The organism is Bifidobacterium phasiani, from assembly GCF_019331775.1.
Classification (GTDB): Bacteria; Actinomycetota; Actinomycetes; order Actinomycetales; family Bifidobacteriaceae; genus Bifidobacterium; species Bifidobacterium phasiani.
Window position 1 is genome coordinate 33,873 of record NZ_JAHBBD010000019.1, and the last position, 24,824, is coordinate 58,696.

The following is a 24,824-nucleotide window of genomic DNA, read 5'->3' on the forward strand; positions in this document are numbered from 1 at the left end:
TTGGCGCTTGTTTTGACTGATATAGATGATGCGGCGCCGGTGCGTCGTGGAAACACTGCTATCGCTGGTTCTGTGAATTCTTGAGTGTTGAACGGCCGTTTGTTCGATTTTCCGTTCTTTGCCAGGCCGGGTCGAACATGGCCGCGACGAAGAACGGATTTATCGCAGGTGTAATGGTGTACATAGCTTTCGCTCAGGGGTTGTGTTTGACTCTGGAACAAATAAATCACGCGTATCATCGAATGAGTTTGCGTCGCATCGGTTTCAAATAGTTTTGCTTGAATTGGCGCCATGTACCGAACACTTTGCGGTCGGTGGCAGTGTCTTTGCCGGCCTGGTACTTCAGGGCGGTGAGTTCTATCATGCACAGAAAGTCCGCGGCCTGTTCGAGCCGATAGTCCTTGGGGGAGGAATTCCGATAGATGATCGCGTCTTTCGACAACGCATAGTCTATTGCGGCATGAAGGGCATTGGAAACGATCTGCTGACCGTTGTCGTAATAGACCTTGATGGCGTCGTACTGCTGAAACACATCAAGATGTGTCAACAGGTGATTTGCAAGATCACGCTTCAATTGCGCCTCGAACCGGAGTTTGTCGCCATCGAACACATCTTTTCTGTGGGCAAAGGTGACGTATGTGAACGGCAGATTCCTGCACATGGTGAAGAATGCCAGCAGCAACCGTTTCCTTTCCTCCAACGGCATACCTTCATAGTCGTCATGTCCATTGAGCAGTGGTCCGGCATGAAAGGGGATATCCGGTAGCCGTGCGCTCGACAGATGGGTTTCGTATCGGGAGATGTGCTCTCCCAGCAAAGCGGACTGATCATGGAACACCAGCGTGATCAGGTAATATTCGGAGCGTTTCCCCCACTCTCCGGATTCGTCGCACATGATGCTCATCTCGGTCATTCGGCCTCCCCACAGGTCAAATAACGAAGTGCCGGGGGAATACCCCCGGCGTCTTGGAGCCTTCCCATCTCTGGTGAAAGCACCTTCTTTATACCAAGGATGCGGAGTATGGTCAATCGAAAATGCGTGTCGTTGCATCGTTCGACTGTGGCAACTGTTCCTAACCTTGAGAGAGATGTTCGCACGACAAGGTACGTAAACAGAAATCTGGTTCTTATCGTTGTCATGCGAATGGAATACTGTCGATCACCTTCGTCGATGCCATGGCCATGGTGCTTCCGCTGTATCCTGGATCTGGTCCGATAATCTCCGGCGGAACGGGAGGGAGAGCGATCTATGGCGGAAGAACATGGCACGACCATCGACACTAGCAGTGCTGCAACCGTCAGCGACGCCGTCGACGTGGTCGGCGCCGCCATCGTGCGCGACGGCAGGGTGCTCTGCGCGCGCCGCGGCGACGGCAAGTCCCTCGCCGGCTACTGGGAGTTCCCCGGCGGTAAGGTCAAGCCGGGGGAGAGCCGCCGCGAGGCTCTGCGCCGCGAGATCGAAGAGGAGCTGCTGTGCGAGGTCATCATCGCCGACGAGGTGTGTACCTCCGTGCAGCGCTACGATTTCGGCACCGTGCAACTCACCACGTTCATCTGCCATCTGGAATCGGGCACGCCGCACCTGACCGAGCACCAGGAGATTCGATGGGAGCATCCGAAGGACATGCCGTCACTCGACTGGGCGCCGGCCGACCGCGAGGCCGTGCGACTGATCGCGTCCATGGATCTCGCACGGCGATAGAAAGCCAGGCACCGCGACGAGCGGCGGCAATAACAGCAACAGCGAACAATGTCACAGCACTCCCAGGACAAGAAGGACCGCAATGACCGACCCGGCGTTCCGCAAGCGTTCTGACCCCGCCAATATGGACGGCACTAGCGACCCCGCCACCGACCGGTCGTACGATGGCACGGCGTCGGTGCTCGAAGACGTCATGTCCGGGCTGATCGAACGCAGCGCCGACGCTCCCGGCATCTACGCACCCCGGCTCATCGCCAACCATGACGGCAGCACGATGGGCGACGTCATCGGCGAGGAACTCGACAACAGCGACGGCTTCGACATGTCCGTCGCCTTCGTCTCCGCGGGAGCGGTCAGGTCGCTGTTCGAGGACTTCAAAACCAATGCGGAACGCAATGACGGCGCGCGACGCAGCCGCCTCATCACCTCCACCAAGAACCACTTCAACACCCCGGCCGCGTTCTGGGATCTGCTGCGTCTCAAGCGCGTCGCCGGCGTCGACGTGCGCATTTGGAACGGCGGCACCGGCGGGGCCGGGAGCTCGCCGGCACCACATACGGGAGCGCAGGGGCAGCCATTCCACCCCAAAGGCTACATGTTCGCGCGGCATCTGTCGGACGGCCGGCCCTACTACAACCTCTACGTCGGCAGCTCGAACCTGACCCAGACGGCGCTCGGCGCGCAACGCGAGTGGAACCTCAAGGTCTCATCGCTGGAGGGCGGCGAACTGGTCGACCAGATTCGAACGGAGCTGGACTCCCAGATCGCCGAATCCGAGCCGCTCACCGAAGAGTGGATCACCCGATACGAGCAGGAGTTCGAACGGTACGAACGGGAGCTGCGTCACCATGCGCCTTCCCGCCGCGACATGCTCGACGCACGCGACCGCCGTCCGATCGAGCCCAACGCCATGCAGTGCGAGGCCCTGGACAGCCTGTCGCGGCTGCGAGCGGAGGGCGAGCATCGCGCCATCGTGATCTCCGCCACCGGCACCGGCAAGACCTACCTGTCCGCATTCGACGTGCGGCAATGCCGTCCGCGCCGCATGCTGTACGTGGCCGAACGGGAGCAGATCCTCACGAAGGCGATGGCGTCCTATCGGACGGTGCTCGGCTGCCCCGAGTCCGAGCTGGGTCTGCTGTCCGGCACGCGCAAGGACCTCGGATGCAGGTACGTGTTCGCCATGGCCCAGACACTGAGCAAACCCGACATACTGGAACGGTTCGCGGTCGACGAGTTCGACTACATCCTGATCGACGAGGCGCATCATGTCGGCGCCGACCGGTACCAGCGGATCCTCAACCATTTCACTGATCCCGGCTTTCTGCTGGGCATGACCGCTACGCCGGAGCGCACCGACGGATACAACATCTACTCCTGCTTCGGCCACAACATCGCCTACGAGATCCGCCTGCAGCGGGCGCTCGACGAGGACATGCTCTGCCCGTTCCACTATTACGGCGTGGCCGAATACCTGGGGGAGGATGGCACGCGGCTTGCGCCGGAAGGAGGCGACGGACAGCTGCGCTACGAGATCGGCCAGCTGGCGTCACCGGAGCGCGTCCGATACATCATCGACATGATCCAGACGTACACCCCGTACCATCAGCAGGTCACGGGGCTGGTGTTTTGCAGCCGCGTGGACGAGGCGGAACGGCTGTCTGCGCTGTTCAACACGCAGATCAACCAGCAAGCGGAGCGAGCGTACCGTACCATCGCGCTGTCCGGCGGGGCCTCCGCGCAGGAGCGCGAGGATGCGGTGCGCCGCCTGGAGGAAGGCGAACTGGACTATATCTTCACCGTCGACCTGTTCAACGAGGGCATCGACATACCGTCGCTCAACCAGATCGTCATGCTGCGCAGCACGCAGTCCAGCATCGTGTTCACGCAGCAGCTGGGTCGAGGCCTGCGCAAATGCGATGGCAAGGACAGCGTCATCGTTATCGACTTCATCGGCAACTACGCGAACAACTACCTGATTCCGGTGGCGTTGTACGGCAATACCGGCGACCGCGACGTGGCGCGCCGGAACCTGCAGCGGCGGTCGGTCGGGCTGAGCTCGATCAGCTTCGACCGGATTGCGCGCGAACGCGTGCTGCGCGCGCTCGATCAGGCCGACTGGTCCGAAATGAAGAAGCTCACCGAACATTATCGGCAGTTGCGCTACGAGCTGGCGCGCATCCCGATGCTGACGGATGTCTACGCCCGCGATCCCTCGCTGCCGTCGACGATGGCTTCGAAGAATCACGACTATCTGTCGTTCGTCAGATCCCGCGAACGTAGCCTTAGCCGCAGCCGCGACCGCGGTGACGGCATGTCGTTCCTCGACCAGCTGGAACCGGTGAGTACGACGGAGTCGGCCATACTGAAGATGGCGACCGAACTGCTGCTGCCGGGGCTGCGTCCGCACGAACTGGTGATTCTGGACGAACTGTGCGGGTTCGGCAAGGAACGCATCAGCGACGTGATGGACGACGTGTGGCGTCCCGTCGGCCCGCTGCCCGTGGCGACGTTGCAGGAGGCGATCGCGCGGCGGTTCCCCGACGCGTACCTGGCGCGTGAGCAACTGCAATCCGCGTTGCGTGTGCTGGACTATTCGTATTTCTTGGACAGGACCCGGTCCGGGTACGGCGGGACGCCGCTGATTGCGGTCGACGGCGGCGATCAGCGGCGTGTAAGGCTGTCCGCGGAGTTTGCGGCGATGCTGGCGGGCAATCGCACGTTCCGCATCTTCTTCGCCGACACGATCCGGTGCGGGCTGCTGGCCTGCCGCGACATGGTCGACCGCGCCCGAGCCAGTGGTCGCGGATTCGACCGAGGATTCCTGTACGAGCAGAAGTACAAGATGACGGACGTGATGCGCCTGCTCGGCTGGGACAGAGAAATGAACGGACAGAACGTCGGCGGCTACTTCCGCCACCGCGAGACCGGCACCATGCCGATCTTCGTCAAGTACGCGAACAGCCAGTACGACGACCGGTTCCTCGGCCTGCAGGAGCTCCGCTATTTCAGCAAGAACAACCGCACGGCCGACTCGCCGGAATTCCTGTGGATGAGGGACGGCTACGGCACGCCGCGGTGGCAGGACGACCACTTCATTCCGCTGTTCGTGATGCGCAAGGAGGAGAAGAGCGAAGCGCGGTATTACTATGTGGGCCATGTGACGGCATTCAGCGATCTGCACACGACCGACCGGACCACGGGCGACGGCAAGCGAACGAAGATAGCCGTCGCCAACCTGCGCCTGGCCCGCCCTCTTGACCCCGAGCTGTTCCGACATCTGACGGGGATGACGACGTCGTGATTGGGCCGTGGTGCCGTGGGCGCCAACGGCGAGGGCTACCGGAACTCCTTCACCGACGCGGTGAGCACCGAACCGGTGCCCAACCGCGCCTCGATGATCGCCGCGTACACCGCGCGCATGACCTACGGCTTCACGCAGACCGGCGACGCCGGCCAGGCCGCCCGCGTGCCGGAGAACGCCGCCAACCTGCTGCTCACCGCGTTCCCGGAGCTGACCGACGAGCAGCGCAGCCAGGTGCTCGCCGCGTCGGAGATCGACTCCGGCTACCCGCTGGATGCCTCGTCCGAGGGATACCAGCGCATCAATCTGGCCAAGGCGTTCAGCGCGAACGTGACGCTGTCGTCGGATCGCTCCACGATTCTCGACATCACGTTCGGCAACGCCGCGCCGACCGTCACCGTCCAGTCCGACGATACCCAGCAGGGCGGTTCCCCGGAGCAGGGCGGCGAGAACCCGGAACAGGGCGGCGACACCGACCCGTCGACCGATGATGGTTCCGATCAGAACGGCGAGCAGCAGCCCGCCGACGACGAGGCCTCCGCTGGCAAGAACGACGCCGATGCGACGGACTCGAAGCCGCTGGCGCAAACGGGTGTCGACATGGCGCTGCCCGCTGCGTTCGCGGTGCTGGTCGCAGGCGCCGGACTTGCGCTGACCGTGGAGCGCCGCCGGCACCGCTGATCGACGATTGCCGCAGGGCGCGCCGTTTGAACGGCGGCGTTCCGACTGGTGATCGGCCGAGGCCGCGCCTCCTGCCGTATGGTGAGGGGTGCGGCCTTCGCATAGTCTTCGCATACCCGGTACCGGCAGCGCCGTCGACTGTCGCCGCATTGCGGGCCGCGGCGTTGGCGACCGCCGATGGGCAGGCGATGGTGCACGACTGCACGACACATGGTCGTATCGTTGTTTGGTCGTAAGAGGTTGTTTGGTCGCACCAGCGGTCGGAATCCGCGACGTGGCTGCGGGAGCATGGCCCCACGCGATGGTTTGAGCGGCGCGATATCTTACACCATTGAGCAGGGGGGCGTATGGATGGAATTTCAATACGTGAATATACCGATTATCGTGAGTCGGAAATCATGGAACTGTACCGGTCTGTCGGATGGACGAATTACACAAACCGTAGGGATATGCTGCGGCGCGCGTATGCGCATTCGCTTCTGGTGCTGGGAGCATTCGACGCCGACCGCCTGGTCGGTATCGTGCGTGCGGTCGGCGATGGTTGTTCCATCATCTACATCCAGGACCTATTGGTGCTGCCGGAATACCAGCGGCAACACATCGGAACGCGGTTGCTGGGCGAGGTGCTGCACCGGTTCGCCGATGTCTACCAGAAGATTCTGCTGACCGAGCGAACCGATGCGAACATCTTGTTTTACAAACGGTCCGGATTTGTTCCCGTCGATGACTTGCAATGCGTCGGCATGCAGTATATGGGTGATGCCGCTTGTACTGCATCGCTATAGGTATAGCGTATCGTCATCGCTATGAAGGTTTTCCCATCGATTTCGTTGCACGCTGGTGCTGTGGCACCGCTCGCCGAGGCAGGCCCGCTGTCGGCGGTTATCGCACCAATCGGCGGGGCGGTGCTCATCCCGCTCGTCGTCTATCTGATCGCGATCAACGTCGCCACGTTCGCGGCGTTCGTCCGCGACAAGTGGCTGGCGCGGCATCACCGGTGGCGGATACGTGAATCCACACTGCTTCTGCTGTCATTGGCGGGAGGTGCGCTCGGCGGGCTGATCGCCATGCGTGCCGTGCGGCACAAGACTACGGTGCGGCGCTTCACGATCGGTCTGCCGTGCATGGTCGTCCTACACATTGTGCTGCTTGTTGGCCTGCTTCTCGGCGGCGTCCTCTAGTCGGTGCGGCCCGCCTCCTCTGACGTGCCATGCATCGTGTGCCGCGCGGCGCCACGCATCGCGCGCCGTGTGTCGTTCTGTGTGGACGGCCGTCGTATCGTAGGGTCGTGTGACGGTCGGAACCTCGACGGTACACGGAACGGAGGGAGTCATGTCGAACACGGTACGCACACACTACGGTCCGGTCCGTGGCATCGAGCGCGACGGCTGCATCGAATACCTCGGCATTCCGTTCGCCGCGCCGCCGATCGGCGACCTGGCGTTCCGCCACCCGGTCCCGCCTGAGCCGTGGAAGGGCACACTGCGTGCCGACCATGCGCGATGCAACCCGATCCAACCGCGTGGCGGCGAACATCCGGCAGGCCAGAGCCAGGACTGCCTGTATCTCAACGTGTTCGTTCCGAATCGCCACGACACCGGATCGGATGTTCGGACCGGCTGCCGGGATTCGACTGGAGACGGTTCCATGGACAAGGACTTCAGCGTATCCACGATGCCGCTGCCGGACGGTTCGACGGGCCGTGACGATAGGCCGCTGCCGGTCATGGTCTGGATCTACGGCGGCTCGTATAGTCACGGCGGCAGCGGCATGCTCGACGGCGACCCGACGCGGCTGGAATACGACATGGCGCTGTTCGCGCGCGAGACCGGCACCATTGTCGTCACGTTCAACTATCGGCTCAACCTGTACGGGTTTCTGAACCTGCATTACCTGAGCGACCGGTTCGATCCCAACTGCGGACTGTTCGACCAGATCGCCGCGCTGCGGTTCGTCTGTGACAACATCGCCGCGTTCGGCGGCGACCCCGATAACGTGACCGTGTTCGGCCAGTCCGCCGGCGCGGCCTGCATCCTCGCGCTGATGGGCATGCCACAGGCCGCGGGACTGTTCGACAAGTGCATCATCCAGTCGGCATGCGTCGAGCACTTCTTCACCGAAGAGGAAAGCGAGCGGAACACCCGCCGGTTCCTGCGCATTCTCGGCGCGCGAACGGACCGTCTTGACGACCTGATGGGTCTCGACCCGGCGCGCGTTCGGCGGGCGTGCCGCCGTTACGACGCCTCGATGCTGCTGGGCGGCGAGATGCGGTGCGCGTTCTCGCCGACCATCGACGGCATCACCGTATGCGAGGAGCCCAAACGCGCGGCCGCACGTTCGACGATGCCCATGCTGATCGGCAACGTCAGCGAGGAGGCGGAACGCTTCGTGCGCGGCATACCCGTCGGTCTCTACCCGCTGTTGGTGCGGCTGTACGGCCTGCATCCGCGCCGGGGGAGCGGAATCGGAGAAGACCGGGGCATCCGTGCGTACCGCCGACGGGTGGTCGACGCCGCGACCGGCCACCTCTACCGCCGGCCGCTGTACGGCATCCTGCACGATTACGCCGGTCCGGCATGGAAGTACGAGTATCGGTACCAGACGCCGAGCGGCCGTGCTGCCGGACTGGGCTGCTTCCACGCCAGCGAACTGCCGGTGCTGTTCGGCCAACCGTCGCGCCGGCTGACCGTCGACGATCCCGAATCGCGCCGCGTCGGTCACGAGATGCGCGACATATGGGGGCGATTCGCGCGCACCGGCGAACCGGGTTGGATGCGGTTCTCGGACGACGGTGTTGAACACGTCATCGAATAGGCATAACAGGCAATATTCGTTTGCTTGTTCTCGTCAAGGCCTCCTTTCAACGGTGTGGGGCGCCGTGGGGCTTGCGCAGCTCTGCGCAAGCGACGCATGTCGTCATCGCCGGACATGCGGGGTATGCCCGAGTGCCTGCCAGCCTATCGGTGCCACACAGGGGTAGGTAGATATGTACCTCCCCTTCGTGTCGCGTGGAACAATGGGGCGTGAACACGGTGGCGCGGATCGTGGCACCGGCGCAACGACACGGAAAGGAGGCCGGCCATGAGGCTGCTGCATACGTCGGACTGGCATATCGGGCGGCGTTTCAAAGGCATGGACCTCGGCGAGTACCAGCGCCGGGCGTTGGACTGGGTGGCGGACACCATCGAGCGCGAGCACGTCGACGTGCTGTGCGTCTCCGGCGACGTCTACGACCAGCCGCGGCCCTCGGCGGCGGCCGTGCAGCTGTTCGCTCCGGTGTTCGAGCGCCTGGCTTCGATGCGTGTCGACGGGCGGCCGCTGGAGGTGGTGTTCACGCCGGGGAACCACGATTCCGCGGAGCGGCTGGGGTTCGGCGCCGGTGCGATGGTGTCCAACATGCATATGCGGTGCCGCATCGAAGACGTGGCCACGCCTGTGGTCGTCGAGCGCGGCGGCGAGACTTTGGCGATATATGCCGTGCCCTATCTCGACCCCGATGCTGCCCGGCCGGTGCTGACCGGCATGCTGCGCCGGCTGCGGGAGGACCGGGGCGGCGTCGCGTCGGATCGCGTCGGATCAGAGGACGTCAAGGCGACCGTTGCCGAGACTGGGAGCGATCAACCGGACGTGTACGGCATTCCTTCCCTGCTGCTGCAGAATGACAGCGATCTTCTGATCCCACGCTCGCACGAGGGTGTGATGACCGCCGCCATGACGCTGGTCACCCGCGATCTGGCCGAGCGTCGGCGTCGCAATCCGCGGCTCGGTGCGGTATTGATGGCGCATGCGTTCGTCTCCGGAGCCATGCCCTCCGACTCGGAGCGGACCATCACGGTCGGCGGTGTGGACAGCGTGCCTGCGGGACTGTTCACCGACTGCGGCCTCGATTATCTGGCCCTCGGCCATCTGCATCGGCCCCAGCGTGTGATGATTCCGCTTCCCGATGCGGACCATGAGCCGACGTTCCGTCTAGGGCGCACTCCACTGGCGCGGTACAGCGGCTCATTGCTGTCGTACTCGTTCTCGGAGGCCCCGGCGGTACCGCGACTCGGCAACGGCAAGCAGGTCGCCATCGTGGATTTTGCCGCTGATGGTGCTTCGAACGCCGGCGGGACCGGAGTGCGCGATGTCGCCACGCCGGACGTGCAGTCTGGACAGCCCGCGCTGGTCACGGTGCGTGGCGACCTGGAATATGTGCTCGGGGACGTGGCGGACGAGCACCGGGATGACTGGGTGTCCGTCACCGTCGAATACGACGAATACCCGCGTGGACTGTACGAGAAGATCGACGGCCGGTATCCGCATGCGCTGGAGAAACAGGCGGTGTGCGTCGCGCAGCGTGACGGTGCGGGCCGGTCGATGGTGGATCTGCGCGAGGTGCACGACGAGATGGACGTGCTCGACGGGTTCGTGCGGTACACCCTGGGGCGCGCGCCGCACGACGACGAGGCCGCGGTGCTGCGTGCGGCGGTGGAGCGTGCGCGTGCGTCGTCAGAGGAATACGCGGGAGCAGATGGCGGACACGTGGACGGTAATAGTGGCGAGGAGGCTGCGCGATGAAACTGATCGGCATGAAGCTTAAGGGCATCGGTCCGTACGAGGGTGAATACTCCATCGACTTCGCCGCGCTGTCGCGTTCGCATATGTACCTGATCGAAGGGGAGACCGGCGCGGGCAAGACCACCATCCTCGACTGCATCACCTATGCGCTGTACGGAGGCCCATCGGTGGATGGCGCCGACAAGACGAGGCTGCGCTCGCGGTTCCTCGGTCTGCGGAACGAACGCTCATACGTCGACCTCATCTTCGAGTTGAACGGACGGTACTACCGCGTGTTGCGGGAACCGGAGTACCAGTACGCGAAGAAGAACGGCAGCGGCGTCAGCACGCACACCGCGAAGGCGAAGCTGTGGCGCGTGGACGAACGCATCGCCGAACTGACGGCCGACGTCGAACCGGATGGTACGGCCGAACGGTATTTCACCTTTGTTGAGGGGGAGGGCAACACCACGTCGCTGGCCATCAAGGCCAGCGACGTGGGGGCGGAGATCGGCCAGCTGATCGGCCTGAAACGCGAGCAGTTCTCCAAGACCATCATGCTGGCCCAGGGGCGGTTCTCCGAATTCCTGCGGATGACTCCTGACAGACGGACCACATTGGTCGAAGAGCTGTTCTCCGCGCAGGAGTACCGGTATATCCAGCAGATTCTCGACGATATGCGCAAGGAGCGTGGGCGTGGGGTCGCCGACTTACGTGAGCGGCTGACCGAGCGTATCGAGCGGACGCGGCGCAACGCCGAGCGATTCGCGTCCATGCGTGATATCGAAACGCATGTGGAATCTTCGGGGAATATGGGTACCGGAGAGACCGATGCGGAAGCGGATTCAGGCAAGACGACGAAATCGAATGAAGTGCCGGAACCGGACAAGGCGGCAGGGGCTGACACGGACTCGGCGACGGATGGAGATTCGGGAATGGCGGCGGAGCCGGAGGCGGACACGATAACGAGTTCGGATACGGTACCGGAGTCGGATCCCTGGTTCTGGGGCATGGACGAAGCGGGCGCCATCGCCGAGCCCGCCCATACGTCCGAAGCCGTCGTCCGACAATTGGACTTCGCCGTCGAATGCGTCGGTGCGCAGGCAAGGGACATGCTTCAGAATGCGCGGCACGATGTGGCCGTTCAAGAGACCGCCGTGACGGACCGGAAACGGCGTAGGGACCTCTGCCGGCAGGTGATGCATCAGGTCGAGGAGGAACATCGGCTGGTCGAGGAACATATCCGCCTTGTCGCACAGAGTGCCGCGGTTGCGGAACATCAGGCGCTTGTCGAACGATCGGCGGAGGCCGAGCCGATTCTGGCGAAGCATCGTGAGCTGGAACAGCGGATACAGGAACGCGACGCCGCGGTGAAGGAACTGAACCATACACAGGATGGGCTCGCCGAGTTCCCGTCGCAAACGGAGCTTGAGAACCAGCACCGGGAGGCATTGCAAGCGGCGGGAAACAAGGAAAGCGCCGAACAGAAACTGAAGATGGCGCAGACGCATCAACAGCTGCTGGACAAGGTGGCATCGACGGCCAATGCCGTGGCCGATGCCGACAAACGGTTCAAGGACAGCCAGGCTGTGGTGGAACGGCGCCGACACGTGCTCGATGAACTTCCTGATGACACCGAAGTCGCCGAACGCCTGACACGACTGATCGAACGCCTTGCCGGCAGGGATCTGTTGGAATCCCAGCGTCGACAGGCGGAGGATACGCTCGACCATGCGCGAAAAGCCGTTTCGCTGGAGGCCGATGTAAAACGGCGGCAGGAATCGGTCGATGAGGCGCACGTGCTCAGCGAGGCCGCCAATCGCGCCTACGATGAGGCGAACCGCGCATTTGAGATGCTCGGTGCGGCCAAATACGCCTCCGAGTTGGAGGGCGGGCGACCTTGCCCGGTATGCGGCAGCGTCGAACATCCTCATCCGTACCAATCGCCGGCGGATGCGCCGACCAAAAAGCATGTGGACGCATTGCGTAAGGAATCGCGTCGGCGTGAAGGCGAATTAAGCAAGGCCGAACAGGAACTGGCAAAGCTGCAGGCACGACTGGAATCCGAACAGGAGCAGTCCGACGGCAAAACGCCGGAACAAGCCCAGGAAGCGGTCGACCAGGTCAACGCCGCACTGGCGGAGTTGGACAAGGTCGCCGAACAACGTAAGAACGCCGAGCGGGAGCAGCAGACGATACGCCAGGCGAAGGAGGCGTTGAACGACGCACAGCGCCGCTGCGCGCAGGCCGAGACGGAACTGCATCATGTCCGGGACGCCAATGCCGCGGCGGTCTCCGAAGCCGCCGGCCACACGAGCGAATCCGTGGAACAGGAGCGGACGGAGGCGCAGCACCAGCTTGACGAAGCGCGGCGGCAAGCCGAGGCCGCCGAACGGTTGGCGACGACGATCAAGGAACGTCGCCAGTTGGAAACCCGGCAGACCGAACTGTCCTCTCGCGTGGGCACCCTGTCGGCGCAGGTCAAGGAGCTGGAACAGGTCGTACACGAAATGCTGGATGACCATGATTTCGCCGATATCGATCAAGTCAAGGCGTGCGCCTTGGAACCGGCGGAAACGGAACGTTTCCAAAGGGAGGCCAAGGAGCATGAGCGGCGATGCGCGGCGAATGCGGCGCGTTTGGAAGACGCGCGTCGGAGCCTCGCCTCGTCCATCGTCATCGATGGCGTGCCTGAACCGGAAGGCGTCGGCACACCTGATACGTCCGGAACCATGCCGGTGGCCTATACCGATGATGGTTCACCGACTGTGCTGGGTGCACAAATCGCTGGCATCGACATCGAGGCGCTCGACCGCGCCGTCACCGAAGCCGAACAGGCGCAGGATGCCGCCCAGGCGCGGTTGAGCACCCTGACGGAACTCGACCATGAACGTGTCCGCTGCTCCGACGATATGACCGACACCGCCCGCGAATGGGACAAGGCCATGCGCGAATACGAACCGGTGCGCACGATGGCGTTGCTGGCCAACGGCGGCAAGGACTCGCCGTCCGACCGCAAGCTCACGCTGGTCGCCTACGCGGTCACCGAACGGTTCCGTGACGTGCTGATGCGCGCCAACGAGATCCTCAAGGACATCCAGGGAGGCGTCTACGAACTGCGGCTCGGCGATCACGAAGGTCGTGGCGGCACGAAGGTCGGCCTGCCCATCGACGTGTTCGACCGGCGCAACGACCAGCTGCGCCCGCCCAGCAGTCTGTCCGGCGGCGAGACCTTCTTCGTCTCCCTGGCTTTGGCGTTGGCGCTCGCCGACATCATCCAGGCGGAGAACGGCGGGTTGTCGATGGAGACGCTGTTCATCGACGAGGGGTTCGGCACGCTGTCCGACGACTACCTGGACGACGTGATGACCGTGCTCCGCGGCATCGCCAAGACGCGCGACATCGGCATCATCTCGCATGTCGGCCAGCTCAAGGACCAGATCGCCGAACGCATCAGCGTGACGCGCGACGGTCCCGATGGCGAATCCACGCTTCGCGTCACGGTATAGGCGTCGGACATGGTCGAAACGAAGCCAGCGCCACCCTTATCCAAGCGCACCATTCCAAGCGCACCGTGGGTGGATTCCGCATCGGCCACGGCGCATCCCATCGCCGAACTGCGATGTGCCGGCGCGTTGTCACCAGGTGCCGGCCACGGTTTCGGCGAATCGCACCGAACCGTTTCGTTCCCGGAACGTCGAATCAAGCCGCAGATTCCACGTGCCGCGAACACCCCATATGGTGGCCTTGACCCGCAGCCGCATGACCAGCGTCGGCGCGCCGGTGTCGCCGTCGCGCGCCACATCGGCGGAGACGACATCCACATGATGGCAGGCCATCGCACCGCTCGCCACATCGCCGATCCATTCGGCCGCCGACTGCACGCGGCCGGTCATGTGCGTGAGCGTGTACCCGTCGTCGCAGATCTCGCGCAACGCGCCGGCGTCCGCGGCCGTCATGGCCTTGACCATCGCGTCGCCCAGCATCAGATAGGTCGCATCGTCCGAAAGATCCGTCATGAATCGCTCCATTCGCCGGTCATGGACGTCCTGGCCGGCCTGCCTTCGCGAGCGTCCATGACCACATGCGGCGACGCTTCAGTCGCGTTCCAGCCCCGCGAACTGTTCGGCGATTCCCGGGGCTCCGACCTCGGTGAACACCTCGAACGTCGTGCCGGTCGCATCATCGCTGAACAATCCCTCGACCAGCGCCTCGGCGATGTCGTCGGTGTTCGCCTGCCCGTACTCGACCCGGTCGCCCTGCCGCAGACGCACGCCGCCCTCGTTGCCGTCGGCGAACCAGCCCGGGCGCACGATCACATAATCGAGCCCGCTGTCGCGCAGCGCCTCCTCGCCGCGGAACTTCCACGCCAGCACCGGCTGGTCGGAGTGCGACGTGCCGATCGACGACATCAGCTCGACCTTGATGTTCCGCCCCTCCTGCGAGCCGTTCAGCGCATCGATCACGTTCGCCACAGCGCCGTAGTCCACCGCCTTGTAGCCGTCCTCGAAGCCGTACGGCGCGCCATGCGTCATGACGACGCCCGTCGCCCCGTCGAGCGCGGCCGCGACGTCCTGCGGCACCGTCAGGTCGCCCTCGACGACATCGACCACGCCGTCGCCCGGATAACGGTCGAACAGCCGGTGGGCCGCGCCCACGCGGCGGGTCATCGCGCGCACATGCGCGCCGCGGGCCTTGAGCCGCCTGACGACCTGCCGTCCGATGGTTCCCGTGCCGCCGAACACGACGATGATGGAGTTGTCTGCCATAACCGGTCCCTTTCTTCCTGTGCCTGTGCGGAATCCGTATGGAATGCCATGCGTTCCGGGCATTACATACCGATGGTAGGGACTTCGAGCGCTTCAAGTGCAACAGGCATGCGAGCGGCGAACGCTGACGGCGAATGCGGATGCGAATACGGATGGCAAGCACGAGCGGCGAACGCAAACGGCGAACGCAAACGGCGAACGTGGACCGCGAATACGGACAGCGAATATGGACGGCGAATGTGGGGCGGGCACGGACGGCGGCCCCGGGCGGAACGCCCGGCGCATCGGCCCCTCATCGCGCGGCGGCATCGGGCCCCAGCAGCGCCGACGCGACCTCGAAGGCATGATCGTCCATCAGCGTCAGATACACCGTCATCTCGGGATGCCCGTCGAGGAACGTCCGTATCTCGTCGACGGCCACGGCCACCGCCTCGTCGACCGGATAGCCGTAGATGCCTCCGGAGATCAGCGGAAACGCGACGCTGCTGCAGCCATGCTCGTCCGCGACCGCCAGACAACGCCGGTAGCACGACCGCAGCAGCCTCTTCTCGCCGCGGGTGCCGCCGCGCCATACCGGTCCGGGCGTGTGGATGACGTACCTTGCCGGCAGGCCGAACCCCGGGGTGACGGCCGCCTCGCCCGTCGGCACCGGCGCCGCGGCCGCGCATGCCCGTTGCATCGGCCCGACCCCGGCCGCCCGGAAGATGGCGCCGCACACGCCGCCGCCCATCGCCAGCGAGGTGTTCGCGGCGTTGACGACCGCGTCGACGGCCATCGTGGTGATGTCCTGGCGTACGACGTGCAACGGCATGGGTCACGCTCCTTCACATTCGCATCCGATCGCGTAGTGTTCATCGTATGCCCGCGCACGGCGCGCACGCGACGTCCGGGCGCATCGCGGAAAGGCAGGACCACACATGAGAATCGTCATCGCCCCCGACTCGTTCAAGGGCAGCCTCACCGCGCGCCAGGCCGCCGACGCCATCGAGTCCGGCGTGCTGCGCGCCATCCCCGACGCCGAATGCGTCACGATTCCGATGGCGGACGGCGGCGAGGGCACCGTGCGCGCCCTGGTCGACGCCACCGGCGGCGCGTTCGTCACCGCCCGCGTCACCGGTCCGCTCGGCACGCCCGTCGACGCCGTCTACGGCATGCTCGGCGACGGGCGCACCGCGGTCATCGAGATGGCCGCCGCCAGCGGCATCCAGCATGTCGGCGCCGCCGACCGCGACCCGTTGACCGCCACCACCTACGGCACCGGCGAGCTCATCCGCGACGCGCTCGACCACGGTGCGGACCGCATCATCGTCGGGCTCGGCGGCAGCGCCACCAACGACGGCGGCGCGGGCATGGCCCAGGCGCTCGGCGTCCGGCTGCTCGACGGCGCCGGCCGCGACCTGCCGTTCGGCGGGGCGGCGCTGGCGGAGCTCGCCGACATCGACTGCTCCGGCATGGACCCGCGACTGGCGGGAACGGACGTCCGGCTCGCCTGCGACGTGACCAATCCGCTGACCGGTCCGCGCGGGGCGTCGGCGGTGTTCGGCCCGCAGAAGGGCGCGACGCCTGTGATGGTCGAACGGCTCGACCGCGCCCTGGCTCATTACGCCGCGGTGGTGCGCGACCGTCTCGGGCGTAAGATCGACGCCGTGCCCGGCTCGGGCGCGGCCGGCGGGCTCGGCGCCGGATTCCTGGCGTTCACCGACGCCACGATGGCCTCGGGCATCGACATCGTCACGGAGGCGACCGGGCTGAAGGCCAAGGCGGCCGGCGCGGACTGGTGCATCACCGGCGAGGGCGGCATCGACGCGCAGACCCGATACGGCAAGACGCCGCTGGGCGTGGCCAGGGCGGTGCGCGAGGCGGCTCCCGGATGCCGGGTCGTGGCGCTGGCCGGGACCGTCGGCGAGGGAAGCGAAGGACTGTACGATCTGGGATTCGACGCGATCTTCGGCATCATGCCCGGCGTCGCCACGATGAGCGAGGCTGTGGAGCATGCCGCCGCGAACCTGGAACGCACCGCCGAGAACGTCGCACGGCTGATCGCCGCCGCCCGACCTGCGGCATCCGGCGACGAGGCGACCGGTCCGCACGACGGTAGGCGGATGGCCGACGGATGATATGCCGTGCGCGCGGCATGCCCACGCACTGAGCCGATTCGCCCACGCGCGTGTGGCGGTCGGCATACGAATGCGTGACGGACGCACCACGCGGCCGATTCGCCCAAACACGTGGGACGGGCGGGCTGAACCCAGCAAACGGTAAATCGGCGAACAGATTCACCCAAGCACGTGGGGCGGCCGGACTTCATGGCGCGGCACGCCCACGACCGGGGCGATGCCGAGCGTCGATCGACTGGTGTCGCGCATCGTCGAGCACATGCCCGCTTCGGTAGGCACATGTTCGCTTCCGTAGGCACCATGCATGCCGATCGCCGCATGGCGGCGTGGCGGAATGACAGGAATGCCGCGGGAGACCGTCGACGCGGACCGGACGGCACCTGCCTACGGAAGCGAACATGTGCCTACCGTTCGCATCCGGCGGCCCGATGAGCGGGTTCGGCGGGCCGCCGGCATGATGATGCGCTTCCATGCGCGGCCGGCGGTCGCCCGGGACGGACTTGGCTGGTCGGCCGTCGGCATGGCGATGCGTTTTTCATATATGCTCGGCGAGCTCCAAGACAGGGCGGGCGTATTCGCATACGGCGGTCTCGACGCGGCATGTGAACGCTCCCAATATAATGGAACCGTCCCGTAACCATGCGGATGTTCCGGCATCTGCGGCGATCAAGGAGGATTCTTATGGGCAAACTCATTCTCACCGGTGTCGACGGCAACCTCGGCGGGCAGGCGGCGGACTATCTGCTGGAGCTGACCGAGCCCGACCGGCTGATCTTCACCGGCTACGACCCGGCTTCGCTGGAGAAGTACGCGGCCAAGGGCGTCGAGACCCGCGTCGCCGACTTCAACGATTCCGAGGGCCTCAAGGAGGCGTTCGCCGGCGGCGACGTGCTGGCTCTGATCTCGATGCCGTTCGTGGGCGCCAAGCGCCAGCGCGCGCACGGCAACGCGGTGGACGCGGCCAAGGCCGCCGGCGTCGCCAGGATCGTGTACACGTCGCTGGTGAACGCGGCCGATCCGACCAATCCGAGCGTGGAGAAGAAGGACCACATCTGGACCGAGGAGTACATCAAGGCCGCCGGCCTCGACTACGTGTTCCTGCGCAACTCCCAGTACGCCGAGGCCATGATCACGAACTACTTCACGTACGTGCACGGCGACGGCGTGCTCAAGAACAGCCAGGGCGACGGCCTGATGGCCTACATCTCCCGCAGGGACTGCGCGAAGGCGGTGTCGCACGCGCTGGTCGCCGAGGACCTGCACCATGCGATCCTCGACATCAACGGCGCCGAGCTGATGACGATCTCGCGGTTCGTCGAGATCGGCAACGAGGCCACCGGCAACCACGTCACCTATCAGGAGATCACCGACGAGGAGAACTACCAGGTCTTCGACGCGATGGGCGTGCCGCGCACCACCGACGGCGTGTTCCAGGAGGGCTCGGAGGCCCCGTTCTCGTCCGACGGCATGGTCACGTTCGCACAGGCCATCCGCGAGGGCAAGATGGCGGTGAAGACCGACGACTTCGTCAGGCTCACCGGCGACGAGCCGATCACGGTGAGGTACATGTTCGAGCACGCGGATGACTTCCAGGTCGGCGCGCGCCATTCCAAGGACGCCTGACGGGCCGTGCCGTGCCCTTAGCGGGTCGTGACCCGGGTGCACGGCGGCACCGGAAGATGCGGCCTTCGGTACCGTACCCTGGCGGGCACGCCTTGCCTCCCGACGGACCGTGCCCCGTCCTTGGTGGGGCCGGCCCCGTCTCCGACTGGGTGGTGCCTTATATTCTGACGGGCGGTGCCTCGTACCCTGACGGATCGCGCACCCGTTCTTGGCAAGGCATGCCTCGTCCCTGATGGCCGTGCCCGACCGGTCGATCCGGCCGTGGCGGGCACGGCCAGGCCGCGGACTTCGGCAGATGGTCCGCGGACCTCGGCGATTTTCCGCCGTTCTCCGCGCGCCACCGCCCGAAGTCCGCGGCAGCTGTCATGCCGGAGGCCATGCGCGGCTTCGACGGCGTACCGTCATCCGAAGTCCGCGGCAACCATCCCCTGTGGCCCCCCGGCAGGCGCCAGCGGCCGGCGCGCCCGTGGTCGTCGCCCCGCCAAGCCCTGATCGTCTACGCCTGCTCCGCCTGCGCGGGCCTGCGCTTGCGCCGGGGGACCAGCCGCCGCAGGAAGGAGCTGCGTCCCCGGTTGCGCAGATAGACGAAGCCGATGACCGAGAACACCAGCGCCCCGACGAAGTTGACGAGCAGGTCGTTCATCGTGTCGATCAGCCCGATGTCCAGATAGCCGTCCACGCCCAGGTCGGCGCCGTTCACCGACGTGGTGGTGATGCCGTTGATGGACACGGTGATGTTGCTGTTCGTCGGGTCGAGCAGCACCGAATGGATCGAGTGGACGACGGCGTCCTTCTGCATGTCCAGCCCGAACAGGCGGTCCATGCCGAATTCGAAGAACTCCCACAGCACGCCGATGGTCATCGAGAACGTGAAGGAGCTGAACGCCAGGAACAGCGGCGACAGCTGGAACTTGACCGTCTCGCTGCGGTTGAGCAGGTCGGCCATCGACAACCCGATCGCGGCGGCGAGGAACCCGTTGAGCGTGTGCAGCACCGTGTCCCAGAACGGGAAGAGCACGTAGAACTCGCTGATTTCGCCCAGCGCTTCGGCGGCGAAGATGAACAGCAGCACGATGATCTCCAGCGTCGACGGCAGCTCGACCTGGAACGTGACCTGGATGAAGGCGGGCATCGCGAACAGCACCAGCGTCAGCAGGCACAGGAAGACGTTCTCGTAGTTGCCGTTGAAGCACTGCAGCACCATCATGACGAGCACCAGCACCCGCAGCAGCATGTACACGACGAATGTGCTGCGGTGCTCGCGGATCTCCACGCGCATCGCCTCGCCGAGGCCGCGCAGCCGCTCGCCGAGCCGCGGCCGCCCGCCGGCCGCGCCCCGAGGCCGCTTGGGCGTCTGCGGTGCCGGTTGCGTCGCTTGTGGCTTCATCGCGTTCCCCCTAGCCCGTCGGTCGGTGATTCGCGAAAGCGACACTATCGCATGCCGTTGTCCTGCGCCGCGCCGTTTCGGCCGATGGCGGAAACGGCGGCGTCCGTTGGACGGACGGGCATCAGCTGTCGACCAGGCCGGCCCCGACCGCCGCGTCGAGCCACTGCTCGTCGACCACGGGCACGCCGAACTCCCGCGCCTGCCGCGTGATCGGCGAATCGCCGTCCGGCTCCGGGGCGACGACCAGCCGGACCTGCTCGGTCACGGTCGGCCAGGCGACCAGCCCGAGCCCCTCGAGCCGGTAGATCCATTCGTCGACCGGCCGGCGCAGCGGACCGGCGACCACGACCCGATCGCCGCGCCTGAGACGGAACCCCGCCATGTCGTCGGCGTGCGGGTTGCGCTCCAGACGCTTGCGATCGTGCTTGACCCGTTTGATGGTCCTGCCGAGCGTCACGCCGTTCGGATCGTCGTCATGTTTGCCGTGCTTCTTGTGCTTCTTCCTGCCCTTGGCGTCCTTCGTCTTGCCGCCGCCTTTGCCTTTCTTCACGCCGTCGCCGGTTCCGCCGGCACCGGTTCCATCGTCGTCGGTTTCGCTGCCGGAGTCGGCGACACCGGCGTCGTCGGGACGGGCGCCGCCGTCGCCGATTCCCGCCGGAATCGCGCCGTCCGGTCCCATGTCCAGCCGTCGGCCGTCGAACGCGGCGACGGCGCCGTCGCCCCTGCGCGCGTGCCGGGCGCCGGACTCCGCATGCCCCCGGTCGGTGAGCGCGTACTCGACCATCGCCGGATCGATGGACAGCAGGTCGCCGACCTGGCGCAGCTCGCGCTCCTCCTCGGCGCTGAGCGCGCCGTCGATCCACGCCTCCTCGGCGATGTCGGCGAAGTAGTTCTCTTGGATGGCGCGGCGGTCCTCATCGGACAGGCGCAGCGCCTCGGCCATGTCGGACAGCGCCGTCTTCTCGTGGTCGGTGAGCCGCGCGTCCACCAGGCACATGTCCAGCAGCCCGACGTACTCCGAGGCCGCGTCCCGCATCGTGCCGTCGGCGTCGCCGACCTCCTGCGCGGCGGGGTTGCGCGACTGCAGCCGGTCGAGGAACGCCGACGCGGGGCGCTTCGCGGCGGCATGCGTCTGCCGCGGCATCCATGCGTGCCGCCTCTCGTCGATCCGCGGCCACTCATGGTCGGCGGCGCTCTGCAACGCCGGGCGCCAGCCCTCCCAGTCGGGCAGTCCGGCGAGGAAGCCGCTGAGCAGCAGCGCGGTCGCGTGCGCGTCGCCCAGCGCGCTGTGGGCGTCGGGATTGCGGATGCCGAGCTCGTGGCAGCAGTCGTCGAGGCTGCGCAGCCCCAGATACCGGCTGCTCAGCCGCAGCGTGCAGATCGACGTCGACCGGTCGACCGGCGTCACGTAGCCGAGACGGCCGTACTCGGCGTTGAGGAACCGCGAGTCGAACACCGCGTTGTGCGCGACGAACACGTAGCCGTCCAGCCGGTCGCGCAGCTCGGCGGCGATGCCGGCGAAGTCCGGCGCGTCGATCAGGTCGGCGGCGTGGATGTGGTGCAGCGACTGCGCGCCCAGGTCGCCCTGGACGCGGATCAGCGTCTCCGCCTCGTCCTCGAGCGTGCCGTCCGGCGCCACGTGCACGATGCCGACCTCGATGGCGCGGTCGCCCCGCGCCGGGTTGATGCCCGTGGTCTCGAAATCGACGACGGCGAAGCCTTTCGGTGCGCGCCCAACGCCCATGGGTGAACTCCTTCACGTGCGGTACGGGCGATTCGCAGCCCGGGTCTGTCATCAGCTTAGCCAAAACGACCGCGCCATGCCGAGCGGACACGGCGGCGCGTTCGGGGGGAGTGTCAGGAGGGGCCGATGCCGTCCGGTCGCGGCGCGCGAAGCAGCGGGTGCGGACGGCTCCCGGCGCCCTGCCGGCCCATCATGCGGGCGTGCGCGCCGGCGGAGCCGCCGCCGCGCTACGATGGCGGGTAGTACGTATCCCAGAAACGAAGGAGGGATGGTCGATGGCGACTGCCACATCCTGCGGTTCCGTGACCGCGCCGGGGCTGGGCCTGCCGCTCGGCGTGACCGTGCCGGCGGCGAAGGGGACGCTGCCCAAGCAGATGTTCGTCGGGCGCGCGCCGATCTCGTCGAAGCTCAGGCAGCGGTTCGCGCACGACGTCGAGTCCATCGCGATGATGGCGATCCTGCGGCCCGCCAACACCGGCCTTGCCGAGGGCCGGGCATGCCGGGAGATCCTGGTGCTGGGCATCCACGTGGCGCCGGGCGTCGCGGTGCCGGTGGAGGTGATCGACCACATCGCGGCGCAGCGCGCGTCGGGCATCCTGTTCGTCTGTGTGCGCGACGCGGCGGCGTCGGAATCGGGGGAGGGCGGCGGCGCCGCCTCGGCCGGGGAGGGCGGCGAGCAGTGCGCGTTCGCGGTCCGCCGCAACGTGCCGGTCCGCGCCGGCCACACGCCGGTGACCAAGGTGTACGCGGGGGAGTGGAAGCCCGCGTCGCAGGCGCGGATCGCGCTGTCCGGGGCGACGATGGACGAGCTGTGGGACTCGCTGTGCGCGCAGACGATCCTGGGAGAGACGGACGGCGCGGACGTCGATGGGCGCATCGCGGCGATGAACCGGGCCAAGGCGCTGACCGCCGAATACGAGAAGCTGCAGGCCGCCCACGCGCGGGCCAGGACGACCGAGCGGCGCAACGAGGCCTACGCCAAGATGCACGCGATCCGCGCGGAGCTGGACCGGCTGGGCGTCAGCCCCGGACGAGCCTGATCCTCTCGATGTCGTCGCGGTGCGAGGCGCGGTAGAGCACGAAGCGGTTGCCGATCACCTGCACCAGTTCGGCGTGCAGACGGCCGGCCAGCTCCTCGCCCGCCTCCTTGGCGGTGAGGCCGGAGCCGTCCATGACCTGGCATTTGACCAGCTCGCGCTTCTCGATGGTCTCGTCCGCCTGCCTGACGGCCGCGTCGGTCAGGTCGTTCTTGCCGACCTGGATCAGCGGATTGAGATGGTGGGCCATCGCCTTGAGCTGCTTGATCTGCTTCTTCGTCAACGCCATGATGCCTCTCGCTTTCCTGAAATCAACCTCTCTACGGTACGTGAAGGCCGGGAGAATCGCGCCGGCGTCACGTGTCGGCGGCGGGCGGGCGGCCCGGTCGCCGAGTGATGCGATAATCGTCACCGTAATGCAGGGGTACCCGGCCACCGCGCGCGGCCGGGTTGAGATAGGCGCCGCCTGACCCTTTGAACCTGTTGGCTAACACCATCGTAGGGAGACATCCATGGCTGACATCACCGTATCCCCGTCCACCGCATCCCGTCCCGGCGCGTCCGGCGTCGCCGAACCGTTCGACGTCGCGTCGATGACGCCCGACCACGTGCCGCCGTTCGCCCGCCGCATGCGCGACGCCGCCGACCTGGTCTGGGAGCAGGGCTACCGGCAGCCGTTCCTGCGCGAGCTCGGCGCGGGCACGCTGGCGCGCGAGCGCTTCGCGTTCTATCTGCTGCAGGACTTCCGCTACCTGACCGACTATGCGAAGGTGCACGCGCTCGCGGTCACGAAAACCGACGACCCCGAGGTCATGGCGTACATGATCCAGGTGCAGAGGAACATCCTCGACGTGGAGACCACCGTCCACCGCGCCTACATGGCGGGATACGGCATCACCGAGGAGCAGATGCTGTCCGTGCGGCAGTCCGCGTTCGCCCGCGCGTACACGTCGAACATCCTGTCGATCGCCTACGCGAGGCCGCTGGTGGACATCATGGTCGCCGTGCTGCCGTGCGCCTGGGTGTACGCCGACTACGGCCGGCGGCTGGCCAGGGAGTTCGCCGACACGCTGGAGGGCAACCCGTACCGCAGCTGGGTCGACATGTACCGGACCGACGAGTTCTGGCAGGGCTCGGTGTGGCTGATCGAGCACATCGAGCGGCTGGTCGCGGACCTGAGCGAGGAGCGCCGGCAGGAGCTGATCGACATCTTCGTCACCGGCGTGGAGAACGAATACATGTTCTGGGCCAGCGCGTACGAGATGCAGTATTCGTGGCGTCCCGAGTGGGATCGCGGCTGACGGACGCCGCGATGCGCCGGCGGTTTCGCTGATTCTCGTTGCCGGGTGGGCTGCCGGGAGCCGGGTGTCGGCTGGACTGTCGGCTGTCGGCTGGAATGTCAGCCGCCGGTTCCGGCCTGATTTCCGTCGTCGGAAGGGTAGCCGGCTGGAATGTCGGCCACCGTTCCCGACCTGATTCCCGTCGTCGGAGGGGCTGCTGGCCGCCGCTTTCCGGCCTGATTCCTGCCGCCGGCGTCTTCCGGATGCCGGATACCGGATTTCCGTCCTGACCTTTGCCGCCGGCGTCCGCCGAATGCCGGCGGCTGGGTGCTGAACGTCGCCGTTGCGCCGAGCGGCCGGGCGTCTGCTCGCCGGTCCGCCATGCGTTGTCCGCCGATGCCTCGCGGCCTGAACCCGGATGCTCTCATAGAGGGTCGTCAACGCCGGAGCGGCGCCGACGACCCTCGCGGAGATGGTTTTCGGTTGGGCGGCGAAGGGGCCGACCTTGGCAGTTTGAACTGCGTCCCGTTTGTTGGACGTTGTTTATTAGGATACAGGGTCTAGGCTGTGAGGGACATGCTCCGGTATTCCTCCGGGGTGTGTCCCTCCAGTCGTATCTGGCGCCGTTTGGTGTTCCAGTG

General features: G+C 66.0%; 20 protein-coding genes and 1 riboswitch. Of the genes, 12 read left to right on the plus strand and 8 right to left on the minus strand.

Annotated features, from left to right (window positions below; genetic code table 11):
• Positions 1-235: 235 nt before the first annotated feature.
• The gene (locus KIH73_RS08205; protein ID WP_219082390.1) at positions 236-913 is read right to left on the minus strand and encodes a DUF3800 domain-containing protein; all 678 of its coding nucleotides are present in this window, start codon (positions 911-913) and stop codon (positions 236-238) included.
• 336 nt (positions 914-1,249) lie between these two features.
• On the opposite strand from KIH73_RS08205, the gene KIH73_RS08210 reads away from it, so the two are divergent.
• From KIH73_RS08210 to KIH73_RS08245, 8 genes are all read left to right on the plus strand, one after another.
• Positions 1,250-1,702: a (deoxy)nucleoside triphosphate pyrophosphohydrolase gene (locus KIH73_RS08210; RefSeq protein ID WP_219082391.1), complete on the plus strand. Its 453-nt coding sequence runs from the start codon at positions 1,250-1,252 to the stop codon at positions 1,700-1,702.
• A gap of 82 nt (positions 1,703-1,784) precedes the next feature.
• Positions 1,785-5,006, plus strand: a complete 3,222-nt coding sequence (locus KIH73_RS08215; RefSeq protein WP_420830225.1) for a DUF3427 domain-containing protein — start codon at positions 1,785-1,787, stop codon at positions 5,004-5,006.
• Positions 5,007-5,687 carry a hypothetical protein gene (locus KIH73_RS10960; protein ID WP_236022674.1) on the plus strand — a complete coding sequence of 227 codons (681 nt, stop codon included), beginning with the start codon at positions 5,007-5,009 and terminating at the stop codon, positions 5,685-5,687. It abuts the gene before it with no gap.
• Positions 5,688-6,034: 347 nt separating this feature from the next.
• Positions 6,035-6,472 (plus strand): GNAT family N-acetyltransferase, encoded by a 438-nt coding sequence (locus KIH73_RS08225; protein ID WP_219082392.1) that lies wholly within the window; start codon positions 6,035-6,037, stop codon positions 6,470-6,472.
• A 21-nt stretch (positions 6,473-6,493) separates the two neighbouring features.
• Positions 6,494-6,868: a DUF1294 domain-containing protein gene (locus KIH73_RS08230; protein ID WP_219082393.1), complete on the plus strand. Its 375-nt coding sequence runs from the start codon at positions 6,494-6,496 to the stop codon at positions 6,866-6,868.
• Between the two features lie 151 nt (positions 6,869-7,019).
• Positions 7,020-8,501: a carboxylesterase/lipase family protein gene (locus tag KIH73_RS08235; RefSeq protein ID WP_219082394.1), complete on the plus strand. Its 1,482-nt coding sequence runs from the start codon at positions 7,020-7,022 to the stop codon at positions 8,499-8,501.
• 267 nt (positions 8,502-8,768) lie between these two features.
• Positions 8,769-10,247, plus strand: coding sequence for an exonuclease SbcCD subunit D (locus KIH73_RS08240; RefSeq protein ID WP_219082395.1), 1,479 nt, complete (start codon positions 8,769-8,771; stop codon positions 10,245-10,247).
• The gene (locus KIH73_RS08245; RefSeq protein ID WP_219082396.1) at positions 10,244-13,735 is read left to right on the plus strand and encodes an AAA family ATPase; all 3,492 of its coding nucleotides are present in this window, start codon (positions 10,244-10,246) and stop codon (positions 13,733-13,735) included. The genes KIH73_RS08240 and KIH73_RS08245 overlap by 4 nt, the downstream gene beginning before the upstream one ends.
• A gap of 129 nt (positions 13,736-13,864) precedes the next feature.
• On the opposite strand, the gene KIH73_RS08250 is transcribed toward KIH73_RS08245, so the two are convergent.
• The 3 genes from KIH73_RS08250 to KIH73_RS08260 all read right to left on the minus strand — a co-directional run bounded on the left by KIH73_RS08250 (position 13,865) and on the right by KIH73_RS08260 (position 15,806).
• Positions 13,865-14,245 carry a nuclear transport factor 2 family protein gene (locus tag KIH73_RS08250; protein WP_219082397.1) on the minus strand — a complete coding sequence of 127 codons (381 nt, stop codon included), beginning with the start codon at positions 14,243-14,245 and terminating at the stop codon, positions 13,865-13,867.
• Positions 14,246-14,323: 78 nt separating this feature from the next.
• The gene (locus tag KIH73_RS08255; protein ID WP_219082398.1) at positions 14,324-14,995 is read right to left on the minus strand and encodes an NAD(P)H-binding protein; all 672 of its coding nucleotides are present in this window, start codon (positions 14,993-14,995) and stop codon (positions 14,324-14,326) included.
• Positions 14,996-15,287: 292 nt separating this feature from the next.
• Positions 15,288-15,806, minus strand: a complete 519-nt coding sequence (locus tag KIH73_RS08260) for a macro domain-containing protein (RefSeq protein ID WP_219082399.1) — start codon at positions 15,804-15,806, stop codon at positions 15,288-15,290.
• Between the two features lie 106 nt (positions 15,807-15,912).
• On the opposite strand from KIH73_RS08260, the gene KIH73_RS08265 reads away from it, so the two are divergent.
• Positions 15,913-17,112, plus strand: coding sequence for a glycerate kinase (locus KIH73_RS08265; protein WP_219082400.1), 1,200 nt, complete (start codon positions 15,913-15,915; stop codon positions 17,110-17,112).
• Positions 17,113-17,793: 681 nt separating this feature from the next.
• A complete protein-coding gene (locus tag KIH73_RS08270; protein WP_219082403.1) occupies positions 17,794-18,735 on the plus strand; it encodes an NAD(P)H-binding protein in 942 nt (313 codons plus the stop codon).
• A 496-nt stretch (positions 18,736-19,231) separates the two neighbouring features.
• Here the strand turns inward: KIH73_RS08270 and KIH73_RS08275 are convergent, their stop codons facing one another.
• Both KIH73_RS08275 and KIH73_RS08280 read right to left on the minus strand, forming a co-directional pair.
• Positions 19,232-20,014, minus strand: coding sequence for a DUF2238 domain-containing protein (locus KIH73_RS08275; RefSeq protein WP_236022676.1), 783 nt, complete (start codon positions 20,012-20,014; stop codon positions 19,232-19,234).
• A 229-nt stretch (positions 20,015-20,243) separates the two neighbouring features.
• Positions 20,244-21,866 carry a 3'-5' exonuclease gene (locus KIH73_RS08280; protein WP_219082405.1) on the minus strand — a complete coding sequence of 541 codons (1,623 nt, stop codon included), beginning with the start codon at positions 21,864-21,866 and terminating at the stop codon, positions 20,244-20,246.
• Positions 21,867-22,141: 275 nt separating this feature from the next.
• On the opposite strand from KIH73_RS08280, the gene KIH73_RS08285 reads away from it, so the two are divergent.
• Positions 22,142-22,906 carry a DUF4391 domain-containing protein gene (locus tag KIH73_RS08285; RefSeq protein ID WP_219082408.1) on the plus strand — a complete coding sequence of 255 codons (765 nt, stop codon included), beginning with the start codon at positions 22,142-22,144 and terminating at the stop codon, positions 22,904-22,906.
• On the opposite strand, the gene KIH73_RS08290 is transcribed toward KIH73_RS08285, so the two are convergent.
• Complete coding sequence (locus KIH73_RS08290) at positions 22,887-23,192, minus strand: YhbY family RNA-binding protein (RefSeq protein ID WP_219082409.1); 306 nt, start codon at positions 23,190-23,192, stop codon at positions 22,887-22,889. The two genes, KIH73_RS08285 and KIH73_RS08290, sit on opposite strands and share 20 nt — an antisense overlap.
• A gap of 121 nt (positions 23,193-23,313) precedes the next feature.
• A riboswitch (TPP riboswitch) is annotated at positions 23,314-23,426 on the plus strand.
• Between the two features lie 70 nt (positions 23,427-23,496).
• On the opposite strand from KIH73_RS08290, the gene tenA reads away from it, so the two are divergent.
• The gene (gene tenA / locus KIH73_RS08295; protein ID WP_219082416.1) at positions 23,497-24,204 is read left to right on the plus strand and encodes a thiaminase II; all 708 of its coding nucleotides are present in this window, start codon (positions 23,497-23,499) and stop codon (positions 24,202-24,204) included.
• A gap of 539 nt (positions 24,205-24,743) precedes the next feature.
• Here the strand turns inward: tenA and KIH73_RS11105 are convergent.
• Positions 24,744-24,824, minus strand: an 81-nt coding sequence (locus tag KIH73_RS11105) for an IS3 family transposase (RefSeq protein ID WP_338023950.1), incomplete at its 5' end; no start/stop codon positions are given.